A 19713-nucleotide genomic window follows, 5' to 3' on the forward strand; every position below is an offset into this window, starting at 1 on the left:
AGTAGTCTGTTCCTTGTTGATTATCGATAATATGCATTGGGCATGCCAAACACAAACTTCCCTTGATTTCTCGGTCCGGAAAAGCTTCCTTTATCAAATATTTTCATGCCCCGCAGAAAGGTGGTTTCCACCGCCCCGTGCATTTCCCAGCCGTCGAAAGGTGTGAAATCCACCTGCATGCATAATTTATCCGGGTCAACGATCCACTTTTTGCGCGGGTTAAAAATGACAATGTCCCCGTCACTGCCTGGAATAATATGACCTTTCTGGGGAGAGATGCCAAAAATACGCGCCGGATTAGATGTCATCACCTGCAGCAGTTTGGGGAGAGGCAGCTTCCGCTCTGCCACCGCCATGGTATACATGCAGGGCAACAGCAATTCAATGCCGGGTAAACCGGCGGGAATGCCGTCAAAATTATTTTTATTTTCCTGTTTTTGCGCCTTGGTATAGGAGCAATGATCCGTACCAATGGTATCGATATCGCCGGAAATGATCGCCTGCCATAAGGCCTCATTATCCGTCCTGGTGCGTAAGGCCGGATTCAGCACAAATAGCTCGCCTCCCGGCTTTAGGTACTCATCCTCCGTAAAGCATAAATACACGGGACAGGTTTCCGCAAATATCTTTACACCCCGTTTTCTCCCCGCTTTAATCGCTTCCATGGTGCCGGCGCAAGTAACATGGTGCACATATAAGGTGCAATTATTTTGCTCTGCCAGTAAGATGGCGCTTTGTACCGCCATAATTTCACCAAGGGCAGGCCGGGCTTGCGTAAAATATGCCAGTCCGGTTTTTCCTTCCTTTTGAAAACGGCTAATCATATATTCCACAAAATTATCATTTTCTCCATGAATACCGGTGATACCGCCATACTTGGCAACTTCCTCCATGACATGATTTATTTGCCCTTCATTTACCATGCGGTCCCGACGGCTGTATGCCATATATAGCTTAAAGCTGGGAATACCGGACCCAATCACCCCCTGAATATCATCGATCGCGCCTGCTGTCAGATCTGTGATACTCATGTGGAGAGAGTAATCCACATTCACTCTGCCCTCGGCCAGGGCTTTTCTCTTTGCCAGATCTTCATGGACATGAACCCCTTTCGGTTGATCGGCAAAATCAATAATGGTAGTTACTCCGCCTGCCGCAGCAGCCACCGTACCGGTATCAAAGTCATCGGTCATGGGAAATTTGCCGTATTTAATTTCCAGTTGGACATGAGGATCAACGATTCCGGGAAAAATGAACATATTTTCCGCGTCATAGCATGCGATACCCGGGGCATGCAGTTCGGTGCCGATTTGTTTTATTTTGCCCTCTTCAATCAGGAGATCGGACCGGTAAACACCTTGGGCATCAGCAATGATGCCGTTTTTAATCAGTACAGAATTCGTCATAGCTATTCCCTCCTCGCGCATAAAGTCAAGCATGCTTCTTATTTCACCTGACTAACTTGGCGTAAGTCTCCCGCATCATTGGCATTCCGTTAGCGGTCAGGGGACACACCTCTTACAGAGGAATGTCCCCAAATATGCGGGAGTCAAACGCCAACTAAGTCATGCATTAGCAGTTCTAAAACTTGCTAAGAACTTGCGTCAAAAGATCGGCGGCTCATCATATTCCCCGATTTCTTCCCGGAGCACACCGGTGATTTCTCCGATGGTTGCATAATTTTGCACCGCCTCCAGCACCGATGGAAATAAATTGACTTTCTTTTTTGCGGCGTGACGCACCTGGGCTAATGAAGCGGAGACCTTTTTGCCATCTCTCATCCTTCTTACTTCCCCCAATCGGGCCTTTTGCTTCTTCAGCACACTGTCATCCGCCTGATAAATAGGAATGTCTACATTTTTGCTGTTTCTGTCATGATATTTATTCACACCCACCATCACTTTCTCGCCCGATTGAATCTTCCGCTCCATTTCATAAGCCCTGTTTTGTACCTGGCGCTGTATAGAGCCGGTGGTAATACCATGTATCAAACCGCCCTGCTCGTCAATCTCACGCATATAGGCCCATGTTCGTTTTTCCAGTTCATCGGTTAAAAACTCCACATAATAGGAGCCGGCCAGCGGATCAACTGTTTTCGTAATACCGCTTTCGCAGGCCAGAATCTGCTGGGTGCGCAGGGCCAATAAAGCGGATTCCTGGGTAGGCGTGGCAATTGCCTCATCATAGGCCGGGGCATGAATGGCCTGGGCGCCGCCCAGGGCGGAAATAAGACTTTGCATGGTCACGCGCACAATATTGTTGAAAGGTTCTTGGGCAGGCAAAGTGATGCCATTCCCGCCGGCAAAGACGCGGAATAACATGGATTTAGGATTTTTCGCCCCGAACTGTTCTTTCATAATGTGCGCCCAAATTCTGCGCGCTGCGCGATATTTGGCTACCTCCTCAAAGAAGTCGGTTCCTGTCCATAATTCGAAAGAGAGTCTTGGGGCAAAAGTATCGATATCAACGTCACGTTTTAATGTTTCTTCCGCGATCAGGATCGCTGTTTTCATGATAGTTCCCAGTTCCTGGACGGAGTCGGCGCCTGACTCTCTGATATGGTAGCCGGCAATATTGATGGGATTCCATTTAGGTATGTTTTTGGCACAAAATTCAATGATGTCCACACTGATGCGCAGGGAATCTTCCATGGGAAAGATATAAGTTTTTCGCGCCAGAAACTCTTTCACCATATCGTTTTGCGTCGTGCCGCTGATTTGATTCAAGGGTACGCCCTGTTTCAGGGCAGCCGCCACATACATGGCAAGAAGAATAATCGCCGTGGAATTTATCGTGAATGACGTGCTGATCTGGCCCAAATTAATCCCGTCAAATAAGCTTTCCATATCGGCCAGGGTATCGATGGCCACGCCAATGCGTCCCACTTCGTCTTCCACCAGTGCATCGTCGGAATCATAACCCAGCTGGGTGGGTAAGTCCAACGCAACGGAAAGACCGGTTTGCCCCTGAGACAAAAGATATTTATATCTTTGATTGGACTCTTCCGCCGTGGCTAACCCGGAATAAAGCCGCATGGTCCACGTCTTGCCCCGGTACATCGTTTCATAAACCCCACGCGTATAAGGATAATGCCCCGGCAGACCTAACTGTTTTTCATAATCCCACCCCGGCAGATCCTTGGGTGTATACACGGATTTAACAAGTATTCCGGATTCCGTGACAAATTTCTTTTCCTCAGCCATTGTTTACATCCTCCAGATTATTTTTTGAAACCGGATATCGCTCAATCCATGCGGTAATTTCCTGAAAGGCAGAACCTACAGGAAATATGGCGGCAACCCCCATATCTTTTAACTTCATCACATCCTGGGGAGGGATAATGCCCCCGATCACCAGCGGCCAATCCCCAATAGATAACTCTTTCATCTTTTTTAATACCTTATCTGCAACCCTTAAATGGACTCCGGATAAAATACTGAGGCCGATAAAATCAACATCTTCCTGAATTGCCGCATTTACAATGTCATCCACACTTTGACGCAGTCCTAAATATATCACTTCAATACCCGCATCGCGCAAAGCCATTGCCACCAGACGAACCCCCTTGTCATGCCCGTCCAGGCCAGGCTTAGCCAGTAAAATGCGGTGTTTATGATCCGGCATGAATACCCCTCTCTTTCCTATGGATTTAAGATCTTTATTTAGCTGCTTTATTTATCAATATCGCATGGCATATGGTATTCCATAATTGCCTTCTTCATATTTTTAAAACTTTTACATGTCTTTTTTACATGCCTAAATATGCTTTTTGGACATATTTATCACTGGCTAATTGAGAAGCCGGTCCGGATAAAACAACACTTCCTTTTTCCAATACATAGCCCCAATCAGCAATTTTTAAGGCAGCCCGGGCATTCTGCTCTACCAGTAATACGGTGACGTTCTGCCTTTCCGGCAGCTTGGCAATGAGATGAAGGGTATCTTTCACCAGCATAGGTGAAAGGCCTAAAGAAGGTTCGTCAAACAAAATCATTTTGGGCGTAACATCAAGGCCCTGGCTACCGCCAAAGCTTGCTGCTCACCCCCGGACAGGCTCTCTGCCAGTTGATTCTGACGCTCTCTTAAAATATGAAAGGTATGAAACATGTTTTCCATATCGGCAAAAATGCCGTCTTTGTCTTTCCGGGTAAAAGCGCCTAGCTGCAGGTTTTCCAATACGGTCATTTTAGGCCATATTTGCCGTCCCTCCGGACAGTGGGCCAACCCGTAACGGACAATTTTATCCGACGGCAGGCCGCTGATCTTGTGCCCGTCAAAATGAATGTCTCCTTGTGTTATTTTTACCAACCCGCAAATAGTTCGTAAGGTCGTTGTTTTCCCGGCGCCGTTAGGTCCGACAATCGCCACAATCTTTCCTTTTTCCACATCCAGCGTTAAATCATTTAATACTTTGACATTGCCATATCCTGCGTTAACTTGATTTAGCTGCAGCATCATTCTTCTTCCACCCCCGCTCCCAGGTAAGCCTCAATCACTTTTTCGTTGTTCGTGATCTCAGCAGGAGTACCTTCCGCGATCTTTTCCCCGAAATTAAGTACCACCACATGTTGGGAAATTTTCATCACTAAACTCATATCATGTTCAATGAGTAAAATGGTGATGCCGCTATCTCTTAATCCATATATCATATTCATTAAATCCTGGGATTCTGTGTGATTCAAACCCGCTGCCGGCTCATCAAGAAGCAGCAAAACAGGATTCGCCGCCATGGCAACGGCTATTTCCAAAATACGCTGCTCCCCGTAAGACAGCCCCGTACATTTCAATTTTCTTTTTTCATATAAATTCGTGTATTGTAATATTTCCTTAACCCGCTCCCTAGCCTTTTGTTCTTCTAAACAGAATTTTTTATTATGGAGTAAAATATCGGGCAATCTGGTATTAACCCAATTATACGTTCCAATTAAGGTAGCTTCTTCTACGGTTAAAGTAGTAAATACCTTGGTCTTTTGGAATGTAGTGACAATTCCTTGGGAAGAAACCACATGCATGGGCAAGCCAACCATATTCTTTCCCTGAAAATGTATTCCGCCGGAGGATGGCTTCACCAATCCGGTCAGCATGGAAAAGGTGGTCGTCTTCCCTGCCCCGTTCGGGCCAATTAAACTAACAATTTTACCTTGCTCAATATCAAAGGATATATCATGCACAGCCGTCAGTCCGCCAAACCGTTTGGTAAGATTCCTCACTTCCAACAAGCTCATTATTTGGCAACCTCCTTAACTGTTTCATTCTTGGAGAATTTTAAAAAGGCTCTGTTAAATGCGGGCAAAAGACCATCCGGAATAAACAACACCATCAGTATTAAAAGGAAACCAAATATCGGTAAACGCAAATCCTCCGCAAGCCGCAAATATTCAGGCAAGATCGTAAAAATAAATGCCCCTAGAACAGGTCCCCATAATGTTTGCCGTCCTCCCAGCACCGTCATCATTAACAAAGGCAGCATGATCAGGGTGAAACTGCTCATTTCCGGGCTGATAAATTGGGCATAGCTGGCGTATAAGCTGCCGGACAAACCGGCGCAAGATGCGCCTAAAACAAAGGCAAAAAGCGAATAGCGATAGGAACTGATTCCCACAGAGCTGGCTAACAATTCATCATCTTTTACGGCGATAAAGGCTCTGCCTACTTTAGAATGAATTAACCGGCCGGAAATAAACTGCACGAAAATCAGAAATACCAGAACCAAAAAATAGAAGCTCATTTTGGAATCTATCACAAAACCCCCTATAGCCGGGGAAGGGATATTGGCAATACCCATCTGTCCATTCGTTAAACCAACCCAGTTCAGCAATACTAAATGCACGATCGATGAAAAAGAAATGGTCATAATAATAAAGGCTGCGCCGCGCACTCTTAAGCTGATTAGCCCCACTAAATAGCCGATAAATGCGGTAATCATGATCGCTAAAAGCACGGAAATCCAAAAATTAAAACTTAAATTTTTTACCAAGAGGGTAAATGCATAGCCCCCTATGGCGTACAAAGCGGCTTGCCCCAAAGATAAATTGCCCGCATAGCCTAAAATCAAGTTTAGACCTTGTGCCATGATCGCAAAGATAATGGACATAATCGCCAAGTGCATGAGATACGGGTTTTTAATCACGAAAGGTAAAATGAGTAATACGGCTGTCCAGGCAAGAAAACGAATAGCATATTGTTTATTCATCTTATTTCACCCCTCCCTCAACCACTCATCTTGCCGCTGGAACTGGTAAAAATGCCATGTGGTTTAAAGATCAGGACCAGTACCAGCATGATAAAGGCAAAGGCATCTTTATATTCCGAAGATATGTAGCCGCCGCCTAAAGACTCCATCAGCCCTAAAAAATAACCGATCACGATCGCACCGGTAAAGCTGCCCAAACCGCCGGTGACAACCACTGCCCAAGCCACAGAAATAGCTTTCAAGCCCATATTGGGATCAATGGTATAGACAAGTCCTAAAAGCGTACCCGCCAATGTAGCCATGACAGTGCCAATCACCGAACTGAGGGTATATATTTTCTCAATATTGATGCCGACTAATTGGGCAGCATCCCGGTTTTGGAAGGTGGCCCGAAAAGCCCGGCCGATAGAAGTTCTCTTAATAAGCTGCTGTAATGCTGCAATGGCTGCAATACTTGCCAAAATAATAAACAAGCGTACGGGGGTAACTGCTACCTTGCCGATAATTAACGGATCTACAGGGAAAGGATTGGGAAGCATTTTGGGTTCCGGCCCCCACAAATACCGGGCAAAGTTAATCACGAAGATGGACAGGCCAATGGTAACAAGACCATTTACCGTCATATCGTCCCTTACATAGCGAAAAATCAGCACATTTAATAACCAGCCTAAAATTGCTCCGCTGATCATGACCAGAATAAAACCCAACCAAAAGGGCAATCCCAGCAAGCTGATAAAGGTATAGGCGAAGAAGGCTCCCAGCAGATATAATTCACCATGGGCAAAATTCGCCACTTTCATTAAACCGAAAATAATCGTATGGCCTATGGCAATCAAGGCAAATCCGCTGCCCAGTACTAAGCCATTGACTATTAACTGACTAAACATTGCTTTATCTCCCCTTTTTCATAAGGAGGAGAGATGGACCCTCCTCCTTATTGAGTGGATTACTATCTTAGTCGATGCTGACGAGGGCGGAACCCGCTAATTTAGCCGTGCCATTTTCATTATGGGACAAATACATTTCAAACCCATAAGCCTGTCCTTTTTCATTAAATTTTATCGGCCCCGTTAGGCCCTCAAAATTGGAGGCGGCAAGTGCCTCCCTGATTTTAGCCGGGGTGGGTTCTCCCGCACGATTAATCGCATCCGCCAAAAGCATTACAGCGTTGTAATCACAAGCGGCATATTTATCAGGGACTTTCTGATAGAGCTCTTGGTATGCCGGTACAAAGGACTTATTCATGGGCGTATCAATTTCGGGAAGATATTCCACGATCCCGTAAATACCTTCTGCCGCTTGACCGGCATTTTTAAAGAAGTCTCCGGATGACCAGGCTCCCTCTCCGATAATGGGCACATCGATGCCCAGTTCTCTCGCTTGCTGGGCAATCCTAACAGCATTGGCAAGGTTGGAAACCGCATAGATTGCATCAGGATTGCTATTTTTAATTGCTGTTAATTGGGTATAAAGATCTGCATCACTGGCATTCACAACTTGTTCCGTCAGGTTTTTGCCCCCTAATGCGGTAACTGTTTTAGAAAATTCGCTTACAGAATTTCGTCCCCAGTCACCATTTTCGTAAATATAGGCGATATTTTTCACGTCAAGTTTTTCGCAAACTGTTTCCGCAAAGGCTTTGACAAAATATTGGGAAGTTCCTACCGCTCTGAAAAACCAGGTATTGCCTTCCTCGGTTAACTTGGGAGAGGTAGATATGGCACTGATCAAGGGAATCTCATATTTTTTTGCAATTGGCATCACAGCCCCCGTTGAGGAACTGTTAAATGCGCCAATTAAAGCGATTACCTTATCCCGGCTCACCAGCTTTTCCGCGGCGGAAGCGGCTTGGGCGGGATCTGTCGCCGTATCTTCCACAATTAATTTAAGGGGATGACCACCAAGTACTCCCCCATTATCGTTAATAAATTTTACCGCTGCTTCCGCACCACTTTTGGCACTTTCCCCATCAAAAGCTGTGCCGCCGGATAGAGGAAGAACCGCACCGATGATAATGGGTTCTTTCGGGGCGTCTGCATCCGCTTCAGGTTTAGGTGTTTCTGCCGAACTACAGCCCGCTAAATACAGAACCAGGATAGTCATTAGAAGGGCCATTAGCATTTTTTTTAGATTCATTATTAAACACTCTCCTCAATTATAATCTAATTTTGCCAGTGACTGCGTCCCTCGTTTACCACGTCCTCCTTTCTATTAAGTGATCAAAGGGATTAAAAATCGTATGATCGTGTTTGGGAATATGTACTGTTCGGCACAAACCAGTCTAGTTTATCATATCATTTTTCTTAAAACACGGTCTGCCCTGTCTTTACGTAAAGATCTTGGCATATGGTATACAAAATTTAATTTATATCTCACCCTCCCATCACCTTTATTCAAAACCTCTATCATTTTGGGGGATATACGCTTGATAATAATCTATCCCAGTCCGCTTTTTCACATGATCTAAGATCCTTTTCGCTACACGATTGGCATCAGAAATGATATGCTGCTCATCCCCTGTTATCAGGCGGGAATTTTCCACTACCACTCTACCGTTAATAATACTTGTATGCACCAAATGATTATAACCGCAGTAAACCAACGCTCCTAACGGATCGGCCAGGGCACCGCCGTAAGCGATCTGGTTCATATCCACTAAGATAATATCTGCCCCTTTCCCGACCTCTAATGAGCCGATATCATCTCTTTTTAAAACCTTGGCTCCCCCGTTGGTCGCCATGGAGAATACGTCTTGAGGGCCAAACCAATCCTGAAAATCGATGTTGTCATGCATGTTTTTAATGCGGTGGACATACATGGTATTGCGCAATTCGGCAAACATATCTCCGCTATCATTACTTGCGCCTCCGTCTACACCGATTCCGATCGTCACGCCTGCTTTTACCATAGCAGGGATGGGGGCCATAGGATAGCCTAAACGCATATGGCAGGATGGTGAGTGCGTAACGGCTACCCCTGTTCGGGCTAAAATACGAATATCTGATTGCCGATGTTGTGTGGCATGGGCTATGGATGTAGCAGAATCAAACCAGCCGATATATTCCAGCCACTCATGGGGTGTACAATGGTATAACCGGTGACATTTTTCATACTCATCAGGACGCGGATGCAAATGTGTGTGGCATAGTCCGCCATATTTATTAGCTAATATTTTTAAATCCTGCATCAATGGTTTCATTTCAAAAACAGTCGTTGTCGGGCCGACACCTACCCGACTCATGGCAAATTCTCCGGCATCATGATGTTTTTTAAAAGTCTCCGCACAGGCCTGTAAAATTTCCTCCCTGTCTTCCAAAAGCGCTGTATGATCCATGCCAAGCACTTGTTTGATCGCCTCAGGTAAATTTCCTTCCATCACAGGCATACAACCTCGATAACCATGAAAACGCATCCCTAATTCTTTTAAGGCGCGAAATTCCTGGTCCATCAGATTTTTCCGCCCATAAGGGAAAAAGTACATAAAATCCATGGTCGTTGTGCATCCGGTTAGCAGCAATTCTGCCGCCGATAAGCGGGCTGCAGCGTAAACAGCTTCCTCATCAATGTCAGCCCATGCCCCATAAGAAAACAACAGCCAGCGCAACAACCCTCCTTTTTGCGTAATTGGGACATTACGGGTGACATTTTGATAAAAGTGGTGATGGGTGTTAATCAAACCTGGCAATGCTAATTTCCCGGCTCCGTCAATTACTTTATCCGACTGATTTAGCAGCAAGTTTTTACCTATAGCGGCGATCCTATTGTTTTCAATATATATATCTGTGTTGTGCAAATAGGTTTTTTTCGCATCAAAAGGATAAATGTGATCGGCATTTTTAATTAAAATATTCCCCATTATATTCTTCTCCTGATTAGATAGGATACTACACAAGTCTCCATTTTACTTAGTTGTGTGAATATGATCCATAAGATTATGGGTAAAATCATTTTTAAAATTTGGTATACCATATGCAATAATTATATGCTTCGCTCTTTTTTATAAAATTCCTTCTTGATTTCTAAAAATAAATTGATAAATCCTGAAAGTACGAAAAAAGCGGGATACCCCTCAACAAAGGGGCGGCCCGCTTCTTCCCCGTAATTTCAAAAATATTTTTGGTTACCCTATCGCTCCGCCGGAAAGCTTTTGCCCATCTGCGGCGGAGGCAATCCCTTCAATATACCTGTCAAAGTCCTCCATCCCCATATAGCGCAAACACCTGTTAATCCGGGTCATGCCATAATCCCAGTAGTACTCCCGCTCTTTTCCGTTGGCAATCTGCAGGAGAGACCAGGTAGCCCAAAAAAGATCCACGAGAAACTTGTTGATCACAAGCTCCCCATACTGTTCCGGGGACACTTCTCCGCCGAAGTATTCTCTCAGAAAAACCATTTCTTCTTCTACAGACAATTCGTTTTCCGTGGCAAAGTCGCCCAAGTCGTACATGGGGTCGTTCATGCCGCTGTATTCCCAGTCAATTAAAAACAGCCCGGCCTCATTGAGGAGAAAATTTTCCGCCAGGGTATCATTATGAGAGGGGACTAAGGGACGGGTGCTCTTTTCTAAGGCCCGTTGAATCTGATTCTTTTTGGCGTCCAGAGGGGGGAATTCCTCATAGAGGGGAAAATCTTTTTTATGCAGGATCCGGGCATACTGATCCGTCACCTGGCAAGGGTCAAAACGGTTGATAAATCTTTGTCCGCTGCGATGAACCTTCTGTAAAATCCGGGCCGCCTGGCGCAAAGATTCGTGGTCCCGAAAATCATCGGCATGAAAGGTCTTGCTGTGGTCGAGAAATTCACAGACTGCACTGCCGGAGTCTTCATCAAAGTAAAAAATCCGGGCGTTGACGCCGATATCGGACATCAATTGGGCGTTATATTTTTCTGCTTTGCGGTCGATATATTCCGAGGTGCCTTCGCCGTAAACGCGGACAGCATAGGGAACGCCGCCCAGGGTGACCTTATAGTTGCTATTGGTGAGCCCTCCGCCCAATACTTCAATGCGCTCGATGTCTTGGCCGGCAAACAGGGGTACCTTGCTCATGATGCCGAAAATCATGGCCCGATGTTCCAGGCTGATCGAATCATCCACCAGGATTTGCTTTGTTTCCATAAACCTTATTACCTCCCCTTACGTTTCCTACGGTTTTTAGGAGCCCCTCTCCTCTCCCCAGGGCAAAAAAATGAATGGTCTAGATAGTCTGAATTAACTCCCCGATTTCTTCTCGATGTTCTTCAATCCATTTCATCAGTCTCACATTATGCTGCAGGTAAGTCAAGTATTCATAAACATTCAGATTATCCGGGTCTGCATAATAGGCCGTTACATCCCAATTTAAGATATAGATGTTGGCCGCGGCCAGCATGGCGAGGAAATATTCCTTTTCCGTTTCATTCAATGGCTCCAGACCGCCCAGTTCCCTTAATTTTTTCTGATAAGCCTTTAAAAAAATGGCGCATTTGTCCAGGCGCAAGGTGCCGTCTGTGGTGCCGTCGGGCAAGTCGTCCCAGGCGCTGCAAAAATAGGTTAAGGCTTCGCAGACGTCGAATAGGCGCAAGTCGATCTTCGCCCAGTCAAAATCAAAAATCCCCACCACCTGCTCGTCCCGAAATTTTAAATTACCCGGATGAATATCGGAGTGAATCGGATTGTAAGGTAGTTTGTCTACTGCTTCGGCAGGAATTTGAATCTCTTTGATCACATCCATGATCTCAGAAAAATTTTTCAAAAAATAGGTGTGAAATTTATTGTGCGCCAGGCTTAGTTCGGCAAATTCCCGAAAGGTTTCCGGGAGGGTGGGAATAAACTCTAAAATCTTCGGTTCCACTCTTTCCAGATCCTGCGGATCATAGTGCCGGGAAGCGTTGTGGAAAGTGGCTAATACCTCTGCGGAGCTTGCATATTCCTGATCCGTTAAATAGGGGGCATCCCAGGTATATTTGTCCTCTCCGGAAAGAAATTGATAAACGGCAAAATATCTCCCTTCCGGACCTGCGTTGCCCTCTTCAAACAACTGCACAAAGGTTTTCCCTTCTTTCGTCTTGATCAGACCGGCCGCAATATCCAATCCGTGGGCAATGGAAAAGTCGATCAAAGTATGTTCCAGCAGGATTTCTTTTTCGGCGATGCTCTTTTTATACTTGCGCACAAAGCACTCATAAGTCTTGCCCTCTTTTTCCGTATACACCCCAAAACTTTGGTTGACATATCCGCCAAAGATTTCATAAACATCTTTCACTTCGCCCAGGTCGTAAAACCGGAAAACCTCTTTGATTTGGCTGCGAATCAAGGCACGTCCCATTTTTTCCCGGAAATTCGATGCAATATTCGTCAGGCTGTCACTCTGGGTAAATAGACCAAACAGCTCACTTGTATCAAGCTCCGTCAGTTGGAGCATTCGGCTAGTATCCATTTTCCCTTCCTCCTTACAAAATATTACTGTAGATATCATCGTCACAATGTGCAAAACCATGCCATTGGTATACCTTTCCAGGACTCAGGGAAATCAACCCCTGGGGGAAAATTTCTCTCCGGGTCAAGTCAAATATGACTTTTATCTTCCCTGGGTCTTCTCACCCGGTATTGTTGCCCATGCTAGATCAAAGGGAGCCGGCGTCAGCGACTCCCTTTGAAATAAGCTTGCTTTACAGTTTTCCTTTTCTGGACGCTTCCTTTTCTTTCGCTTTGATCTCAGCGGTTTCTGCTTCAGCTTCTTTGACAATTTCCCTGATCTGATCTCGCATCTGATCCGGAAGCGGGGTGGGTTGGAAGTTCTCCAGGATATCCCGCGCCTTTTCGTAAGCTTTCGTCACAATATCTTTCGACCCTGCCGCCTTCCAACCATCCCGGTTGTGCCGGTCCAGCAGAGTGGGCGCCGAGAGCAGGCGGAAATTCCGGAATGTATGTTCATGGCTGATGAATTCACCGCCAGGTCCTACCGACCGGATCACTTCCATCGCCATTTTCTCATCATTTACCGGTATTCCTTTTACACAATGAAGGATCATCTTCACCATTTCATTCTGCATCACCAGTTGAGCGTAGTCCCAGGTCAAGCCGCCTTCCAGCATGCCCAGACCATAAATCATGTTAGCGCCTGCTAACGCTGGTAATAAAGCGGTCAGGGTAAACTCGTGAGCTGCCTGGGCATCGGGTACCTTGCTGTCTGTCTACCCGCCCGCTACCCAACTGGGGATCAGATAAAACTGGGCTATTTTTGCCACCGCCGCACTGAACAGGGCCAGTTCCGGGGAACCTACACAGGCTAGGGTGGTGCGCAAATCCATCATGGCCGTAGAAGAGCCATACACCATGGGATGACCTTTCTTTACCAGTTGGGCTAAAACAAACATACTCAGAACTTCCGCATTATGGGTAACCAGTGTGCCCGCTAAGTGGACACAGGTCGTGCCCCCGGCCAGGCCCATGGGGTTAATTTTCGCCGGTACCCCGCACCGGATGGCCTGGATTAAGGTATCGGTGGAACTCTTGGAATGCACAAGGGGACTTACCGGATCCGTGCTTTGGGAAAAGATGGGTCTTTCCCGAAATTTATCTTCCCCGCCGCATACCAGATAGGCCATCTTGGCCACAGCACGCATATTTTCCGGGCGGTTCATGCCGATATAAGCGTGCTTGGTGCAGTTATTGAAAAAAGATTCGGCAATATGTACTTGCGCCACATCAGGGTCAACCTCTGAAGGGCCTAGAGCCCTTTCAAAAACGATCACGGAATCCATCGCCTCACAAAATCGGGTGACATCATCCACATCCTTTTTTTTGGGTTTGCGCAGTTCATAACTATAGGGGTCAATCATGGTGACCGCTTCCCCAAAATTGACAAATCCTGTTCTATTCCCTTCATTCAACCAGTCATTTTCCGGATTTCGCCCGCAGGCGCGAAAGGTTTTCGGGATCGAGCGCAGAGCGTCTTCAATGAGCCAGGCAGGTATTTTTACGATATGGGTCTTTTTATCAACCTGGCATCCCCCGCCGTCAAAATATTCCACCGCTTCTTCGCTTTCTACCTTCACTCCCACATTCCACAAAACATCTAAGGTTGCCAAATGAATATCGTATAAATCATCCTCGGTAAATAAATTCAGGCCGAGCCCTTCCTTCCGGAATGAACCGGCATGAATCCCTCTTACTGTCAAAAAATCCACCCCCTATTAAGAGATTCATTGACATGAAACGCAAGCTTCTCCTCCAAACATCCAGAAACACCCTAAACTTCTTTCCCCAACATGATCAACCGTACCTTTTCCTCGCCTTCCCCCCTTTAACCTTCGTCTCTGGCGGGATGCTGCCCCATCCCATCCTGGTTGACACTTTTCATAACATTTCCACTCTTATGAACAGTACAGCAATTTTTGTGCCAAGGTAAAATAAGCGGATGCATAAATCTGGAAAAATCAAAAAACAGGTATTGCATGGTAATTTATGGTTGCCTATATTTTTATGACCATTATTATCTATTCAAATTACATCAATAAATGAGGAAAAAATTGAGTCATAAATGACTTTTATTAGTTAAATTTAACTTAATATGGATATATAAAAAAGCCCTGGCGGGCTTTTTCGGGATCCGGGTACCGGTTAACCGGGAACCGGGTAAACCAATTAAATAATATTACCTTACTTGCCGATACCCATCTGGTTCCAAAAACTTATACAGAGTAAAGAAAAGAGGCTTTCGCCTCTTTTACATAATATCAACACTGGCTTTTTTTCCTTCTTTTGTGGCAACCGCCTTCACTACCGTGCGGATTGCCTTGGCAATTCTTCCTTGTTTGCCAATCACCTTGCCCATGTCTTCGGGAGCCACCCGCAACTCCAATACAGTAAGTTTGTCTTTTTCCTCAACCTTTACGGAAACTGCATCGGGATTCTCAACAAGGGCTTTCGCTAAATATTCCACAAGATCCCTCATATTTATCTTATTCCCCCAGTTTCATGGTTAGGACTTATTATTGTTCCGCAAATTTTTTCATCACGCCCGCTTTTTTGAACAGCGCTTTCACCGTATCCGAAGGGGCCGCACCGTCGCTAAGCCATTTGAGGGCCTTTTCTTCGTTAATACTAATTTCTGCCGGCTGCTTGGTAGGATTATAAAATCCGATTTCTTCAATAAAGCGGCCGTCTCTGGGCGAGCGGGAATCTGCCACTACCACCCGGTAAAAAGGAGCTTTTTTCGCACCCATTCTTTTCAGTCTGATTTTAGTTGCCAAATGAATTTCACCTCCTTGCTAAAATGTAGTAAAAACACGGGAACCGGGTTTCTGGTACCGGTTACCGGCAAAAAAATCGGTTTTCAGGTTCTAGTTAAAGAAGGGCATCTTAAAGGGCAATTTACCCTTCTTCCCTTTCTTCATCATGGCACTGCCGCCGAACTGCTTGAGCATTTTTTTGGTTTCCAGGAACTGTTTTAATAATTTGTTGATATCCTGAACCCTGGTGCCGCTGCCTGTGGCAATTCTTTGCTTCCTGCTGCCGTTGATGATTTCCGGGTGTCTCCGTTCCTGGGGCGTCATGGATTGGATCATGGCCTCCATGCGCACAAATTCCTTTTCATCCACCTGAAGGTCTTTTAATTTTTTGTTTCCGCCCATGCCGGGGATCATGCCGAGCAAGTCCTGAAAAGAACCCATCTTTTTAAACTGCTGCAATTGATCCAAAAAGTCCTCCAAAGTGAATTCCGCCTTGCGCAATTTTTCTTCCATCTCTTTGGCTTTTTGGGTATCAAAATTCGCCTGGGCCTTTTCAATTAAGGTCAAGACATCCCCCATCCCTAAAATACGGGATGCCATGCGGTCCGGATAAAAGGGCTCTAAAGCATCCAGCTTTTCTCCCATGCCCGCAAATTTGATGGGCCGGCCGGTTACCGACTTTACGGAAAGAGCAGCGCCGCCCCGGGTATCCCCGTCCAATTTGGTAAGAATCACCCCGTCAATGCCTAATTCATGATTAAAGGCTTCCGCCACATTGACCGCATCCTGCCCGGTCATGGCGTCTACCACCAGCAATATTTCATGAGGTTTGACGGTAGCCTTAATGTTTTTCAGTTCACCCATCAATTCTTCATTAATATGAAGGCGTCCGGCCGTATCAATAATCACCATATCATAGCCCCGCGCCACGGCATGGTCCAAAGCCTGACGGGCAATCTCCACCGGGCTGACCTGGGTACCCAGGCTAAAAACGGGGATGCCCAACTGTTCGCCCAAAACCTGGAGCTGTTTGACCGCGGCAGGACGGTAAATATCACCCGCCACCAAAAGAGGCTGCCGCCCTTGCTTCTTCAAGTAATTGGCCAGCTTGCCCCCGCTGGTGGTCTTACCCGCGCCCTGCAGGCCCACCAGCATCAGCACCGTAGGCGGCTTGGAGGAAACGACAATTTTGGACTGGCTGCTGCCCATCAAAGCGGTCAGTTCTTCATGGACAATTTTGATCACTTGCTGACCTGGGGTCAAGCTTTCCAATACTTCCTGACCAACAGCCCGCTCTTTTACCTTACCGATAAACTCTTTTACCACTTTAAAACTGACATCCGCTTCCAGCAGGGCCACCCGCACCTCACGCATGGCTTCCCCCACATCGGCTTCGGTCAGTTTTCCCTTATTCTTCAGTTTTTTAAAGGTCTCCTGCAGCTTTTCCGCTAGAGAACTAAATACCGCCATCTTCCAACCTACTTTCTTTCCAGGTCCTTCAGTTCCTGGATGATTTCAGATATCTTCTCCAAATAATTCAGATTTGCTGTTTGTTGGGCCAGGGCAGTCAATTCGCCGATACAGGCAATGCGCTGCTGCTGCTCTTTGAATTTCGCCACCAAACCCAGCTTGGCTTCATAGTCTTCCAAAATTTTTTCCGTTCTTTTTAACAGGTCATACACTGCCTGGCGGCTAATGCCGTATTCCTGGGCAATCTCGGACAAGGAAAGGTCATCCCCATAAAACAACTCCATGATTTCCTGCTGTTTCACGGTAAGCAGTTTGCCATAAAAATCATAGAGCATTGCCATGCGGGCCAATTTCTCAATCAAGACCATCCACCCGCCTGTTAAGTATTTTTACTTTACGTATTGTATATGATTAGTATGATTTTGTCAAGACAAAATCATACTGTGGAAATTCAGGGACGGTTCTTGAATTGAATTTTACCAGACGGCCTTGGTTTTTTTCCATCTTCTCGATGCGCTAAACTAACCTACCGCTTTTACCAGCCGTTTCGCGCACTTTTCCGCTTCATAGAGAATTCGCTCTTCATCCAGGGTAAGGACCTGCCGGTTTTCCATAATGACTCTGCCGTCAACAATCACGGTTTTTACATCGGCGGACTGGGCGGAATATACCAGGTGAGCCGCCACATCATGCATAGGATACAGATGGGGTTTGTGGAAATCAATTAAAATGATATCCGCCTTTTTCCCCACGCTAATTTGGCCTATGTCTCCGTCCATTTTTAAAGCTTCCGCCCCATTTCTCGTAGCCATCTCCAAAGCCTGATAGGCCGGGATGGTGGTAGGATCCATCGTTGATACTTTGTGCAGAAGGCTGGCGGAGCGCATTTCTTCCATCATATCTAAATTATTGTTGCTGGAGGCGCCGTCCGTCCCCAATGCTACCGGAATCCCTTTTTTCAGCATCTCCGGCACAGGGGCAATCCCGCTGGCCAGCTTCATATTGCTTTGGGGATTATGGGCCACCCCTACTTTTTTTGCTGCCAGGATTTCTATTTCCTGGGTATTGACGTGCACCAAATGGGCTCCTAAAACAGGGTACTCAAAAAGCCCGATATTATTCATAAGCTGGACCGGCCGTGTCCCGTAAGCTTTTTCTATTTCACCGATTTCAGCAAGTGTTTCGGCCAAGTGAATATGGATTCCTACCTCTAGTTCTTCCGCATATTTCATTACCTTTTTCAGATACTCCGGTGGGCAGGTGTAGGGAGCATGGGGCCCCAACATGGCGGTAATCCGCTCCCCTGCTTTGCCGTGCCAATTTTTGATAAACTGCACCGACTCTTGTAAAGCCCTTTCTCCATTCGGGGCAACTCCGATCATTCCTCTGGACAAAACGGCCCGGATTCCGCTTTCATCAACGGCCCTGGCTACATCATCCATAAAGTCATACATGTCGGCAAAGACGGTGGTACCCGATTTAATCATTTCCAATATGCACAGCATGGTGCCCCAATAAATATCCGGTCCGGTCAGTATTGCTTCGATGGGCCAGATTTTGGTATTCAGCCATTCCATTAAAGGAAGGTCGTCGGCATAGCTTCGGAACAGGGTCATGGCCGCATGGGTATGGGTATTGACAAACCCCGGCAGGGCGACACAACCTGAAGCATCAATAATCCGGTCAAAATCACCGTCTTCAGAAATGTTTCCCACACCACTGATTCTTCCGTTATAAATAGCAATATTTCCGGGCAGACAATAGTCGCCTGTTTCACCGTGGCGCTTGGTCATGGGCATGATCATGGCATCTTTGATTAGGATCTTCACCAAAAAAACACCTCCATCAAATTTTTGCCTCCATGCTACTCAGCATATCGGCATCCGGGTACCGGTTTCCGAGAAACCAAATTTCCCTTCATTCGGTTTACCGTTTTTGTCCATAATATTTCAAAAAGTTTTCCCGCAGCAAATGGGTTTCCTGAGGGCTTAAAATATGGGGGGTACCCAGCATTTTCGCCCCCAAAAATACTTGGGCGCACTTCTCAACCAAAACCGCCACCGTCAAGGCTTCATGAAGGGTCCGTCCGGCGGCAACGACGCCATGGTTCGCCAGGAGAGCAGCATTTCTTTGGTCCAAAGCTTCCACCGCATGCTCGGCTAATTCCCGGGTACCGGGGGGAGCATAACGGGCTACCTGAACAGGCCCGCCAATTAACTGGGCCATTTCCTCCAGAATGGGCGGTATCGGTGACCCGGCAACGGCAAAAGAGCAGGCAAAATTGCTGTGTGTATGTACAATGGCATGAATATCCGGCCTTGCCTTGTAAATTTCCTGATGCATCAACACTTCGCTGGACGGTTTTCTCGTCCCTTCCACAATATCCCCGTCCCGCCCCATGGTCACCAAATCTGCCGGTTTAAGCTCATGGTAGGGCATCCCGCTAGGGGTGACAATAAAATGCCCGGTCTTAGGAACACGGCAGCTGATATTCCCCCATGTCGCCACAACCAGCCTCAAGTCCACCAGTTTTTTTCCTGTATCGATTAATTCTTCTTTCAATTGTCCGGCAGAGTAAATGATCATGAAACAAACCTCCCTTTAAGGTTAGGGGACACGCCTCAATATCAGGCATTCCTTTTTTGCTGAGGAATGTCCCCAATTTATGTCAGGGGACACACCTCGATATCGGGCATTCCTTTTTTGCTGAGGAATGTCCCCAATTTATGTCAGGGGACACACCTCTATATGAGGTATTTCTATCCTGCCGAGGAATGTTCCCAATTTATACAAGAGGTAAGAGGCAAGAAGCAAGATGCTTGACCTTCTTTCCTGGT

18 protein-coding genes and 1 pseudogene are annotated in these 19713 nt (G+C 46.3%); all 19 read right to left on the reverse strand.

Going from position 1 to position 19713, the window contains the following annotated elements; all coding sequences use genetic code 11:
• Positions 1-20: 20 nt before the first annotated feature.
• Entirely contained in the window at positions 21-1406 is a 1386-nt protein-coding gene (gene hydA / locus DCMF_RS07210) for a dihydropyrimidinase (protein WP_214659173.1), read from the reverse strand.
• Between the two features lie 198 nt (positions 1407-1604).
• Positions 1605-3203 carry an acyl-CoA mutase large subunit family protein gene (locus tag DCMF_RS07215; RefSeq protein WP_148133802.1) on the reverse strand — a complete coding sequence of 533 codons (1599 nt, stop codon included), beginning with the start codon at positions 3201-3203 and terminating at the stop codon, positions 1605-1607.
• Positions 3196-3624 (reverse strand): cobalamin B12-binding domain-containing protein, encoded by a 429-nt coding sequence (locus DCMF_RS07220; protein WP_148133803.1) that lies wholly within the window; start codon positions 3622-3624, stop codon positions 3196-3198. The genes DCMF_RS07215 and DCMF_RS07220 overlap by 8 nt, the downstream gene beginning before the upstream one ends.
• A gap of 124 nt (positions 3625-3748) precedes the next feature.
• Positions 3749-3994 (reverse strand): ATP-binding cassette domain-containing protein, encoded by a 246-nt coding sequence (locus DCMF_RS30325; RefSeq protein ID WP_335582391.1) that lies wholly within the window; start codon positions 3992-3994, stop codon positions 3749-3751.
• On the reverse strand, positions 3991-4458 hold the full coding sequence (locus DCMF_RS07225; protein WP_335582392.1) for an ABC transporter ATP-binding protein: 468 nt from the start codon (positions 4456-4458) through the stop codon (positions 3991-3993). The genes DCMF_RS30325 and DCMF_RS07225 overlap by 4 nt, the downstream gene beginning before the upstream one ends.
• Positions 4455-5225 (reverse strand): ABC transporter ATP-binding protein, encoded by a 771-nt coding sequence (locus DCMF_RS07230; RefSeq protein WP_148133804.1) that lies wholly within the window; start codon positions 5223-5225, stop codon positions 4455-4457. The genes DCMF_RS07225 and DCMF_RS07230 overlap by 4 nt, the downstream gene beginning before the upstream one ends.
• A complete protein-coding gene (locus tag DCMF_RS07235) occupies positions 5225-6193 on the reverse strand; it encodes a branched-chain amino acid ABC transporter permease (protein ID WP_148133805.1) in 969 nt (322 codons plus the stop codon). Before DCMF_RS07235 ends, DCMF_RS07230 begins: the two co-directional genes overlap by 1 nt.
• Before the next feature lie 17 nt (positions 6194-6210).
• Positions 6211-7080: a branched-chain amino acid ABC transporter permease gene (locus tag DCMF_RS07240; RefSeq protein ID WP_148133806.1), complete on the reverse strand. Its 870-nt coding sequence runs from the start codon at positions 7078-7080 to the stop codon at positions 6211-6213.
• Between the two features lie 67 nt (positions 7081-7147).
• Entirely contained in the window at positions 7148-8329 is a 1182-nt protein-coding gene (locus tag DCMF_RS07245) for an ABC transporter substrate-binding protein (protein ID WP_148133807.1), read from the reverse strand.
• 253 nt (positions 8330-8582) lie between these two features.
• Positions 8583-10049, reverse strand: a complete 1467-nt coding sequence (locus DCMF_RS07250) for an amidohydrolase family protein (protein WP_148133809.1) — start codon at positions 10047-10049, stop codon at positions 8583-8585.
• Between the two features lie 264 nt (positions 10050-10313).
• A complete protein-coding gene (locus DCMF_RS07255; RefSeq protein ID WP_148133810.1) occupies positions 10314-11309 on the reverse strand; it encodes a choline/ethanolamine kinase family protein in 996 nt (331 codons plus the stop codon).
• Positions 11310-11388: 79 nt separating this feature from the next.
• The gene (locus DCMF_RS07260) at positions 11389-12609 is read right to left on the reverse strand and encodes a phosphotransferase (protein WP_148133811.1); all 1221 of its coding nucleotides are present in this window, start codon (positions 12607-12609) and stop codon (positions 11389-11391) included.
• A 232-nt stretch (positions 12610-12841) separates the two neighbouring features.
• Positions 12842-14362, reverse strand: a pseudogene (mttB, locus tag DCMF_RS29570) ([trimethylamine--corrinoid protein] Co-methyltransferase).
• A 539-nt stretch (positions 14363-14901) separates the two neighbouring features.
• Positions 14902-15129, reverse strand: coding sequence for a KH domain-containing protein (locus DCMF_RS07275; RefSeq protein ID WP_148133815.1), 228 nt, complete (start codon positions 15127-15129; stop codon positions 14902-14904).
• Between the two features lie 37 nt (positions 15130-15166).
• The gene (gene rpsP / locus DCMF_RS07280; RefSeq protein WP_148133816.1) at positions 15167-15427 is read right to left on the reverse strand and encodes a 30S ribosomal protein S16; all 261 of its coding nucleotides are present in this window, start codon (positions 15425-15427) and stop codon (positions 15167-15169) included.
• 90 nt (positions 15428-15517) lie between these two features.
• Entirely contained in the window at positions 15518-16876 is a 1359-nt protein-coding gene (gene ffh, locus DCMF_RS07285) for a signal recognition particle protein (protein WP_148133818.1), read from the reverse strand.
• Positions 16877-16884: 8 nt separating this feature from the next.
• Entirely contained in the window at positions 16885-17238 is a 354-nt protein-coding gene (gene ylxM / locus DCMF_RS07290) for a YlxM family DNA-binding protein (RefSeq protein WP_236860211.1), read from the reverse strand.
• Between the two features lie 159 nt (positions 17239-17397).
• Positions 17398-18708, reverse strand: coding sequence for an amidohydrolase (locus tag DCMF_RS07295; protein ID WP_418219626.1), 1311 nt, complete (start codon positions 18706-18708; stop codon positions 17398-17400).
• A gap of 94 nt (positions 18709-18802) precedes the next feature.
• Positions 18803-19462, reverse strand: coding sequence for a class II aldolase/adducin family protein (locus DCMF_RS07300; RefSeq protein ID WP_148133820.1), 660 nt, complete (start codon positions 19460-19462; stop codon positions 18803-18805).
• Positions 19463-19713: the final 251 nt, after the last annotated feature.

Origin of the sequence: Candidatus Formimonas warabiya (assembly GCF_002777255.1) — a bacterium.
Classification (GTDB): Bacteria; Bacillota; Dehalobacteriia; order Dehalobacteriales; family Dehalobacteriaceae; genus Formimonas; species Formimonas warabiya.